Source organism: Collinsella aerofaciens (assembly GCF_019131995.1).
GTDB classification, from domain to species: Bacteria; Actinomycetota; Coriobacteriia; order Coriobacteriales; family Coriobacteriaceae; genus Collinsella; species Collinsella aerofaciens_S.
This window is the reverse complement of record NZ_JAHONA010000076.1, coordinates 1-476: the sequence shown is the minus strand read 5'-3', so window position 1 is coordinate 476 and position 476 is coordinate 1. Positions and strand designations below refer to the sequence as shown.

Annotated in this window: 1 tRNA gene; it reads left to right on the top strand. The window is 63.2% G+C overall.

Going from position 1 to position 476, the window contains the following annotated elements:
• Positions 1–303 precede the first annotated feature (303 nt).
• A tRNA-Ala gene (locus KSY82_RS10235) sits at positions 304–376 on the top strand.
• Positions 377–476 lie beyond the last annotated feature (100 nt).

The following is a 476-nucleotide window of genomic DNA, read 5'->3' as shown; positions in this document are numbered from 1 at the left end:
TTGACAACTTATAGGAGCGTCGGTTTTATTTTTGCCCGAGACGCCATGGTCGGGGGATGCCGGCCGAACGTAGTAGATGGGCCGGTTTCGTGGCGGGAGGCCCCGGGGGGCGGGCGGAGTGGAGCCTGATGGGAGGGCGGCGGCAGCGCCGCCCTCCCGCGGGGCGCGCCCCGCGGGCTTAGTCGGGCATCGCGGGCCCATCGCTCTCGATTCCGTCCCGCATCCGCGCCGCCGCCCCCGGAAAGTTTTTCCAAAAATGTCCTTGCATCGCCGTCCGAGTTCCCGTATAGTACTTTTTCGCACGGGGGCGTAGCTCAGCTGGGAGAGCGCTTGACTGGCAGTCAAGAGGTCAGGGGTTCGATCCCCCTCGTCTCCACCCGAGCATTGAATGAGGCTCCAACGCAAGTTGGGGCCTTTTTTCATATAGGCACACAAGGTCAAAGGCGGCACCATGATCCTCCTGGTCGACAAGATCG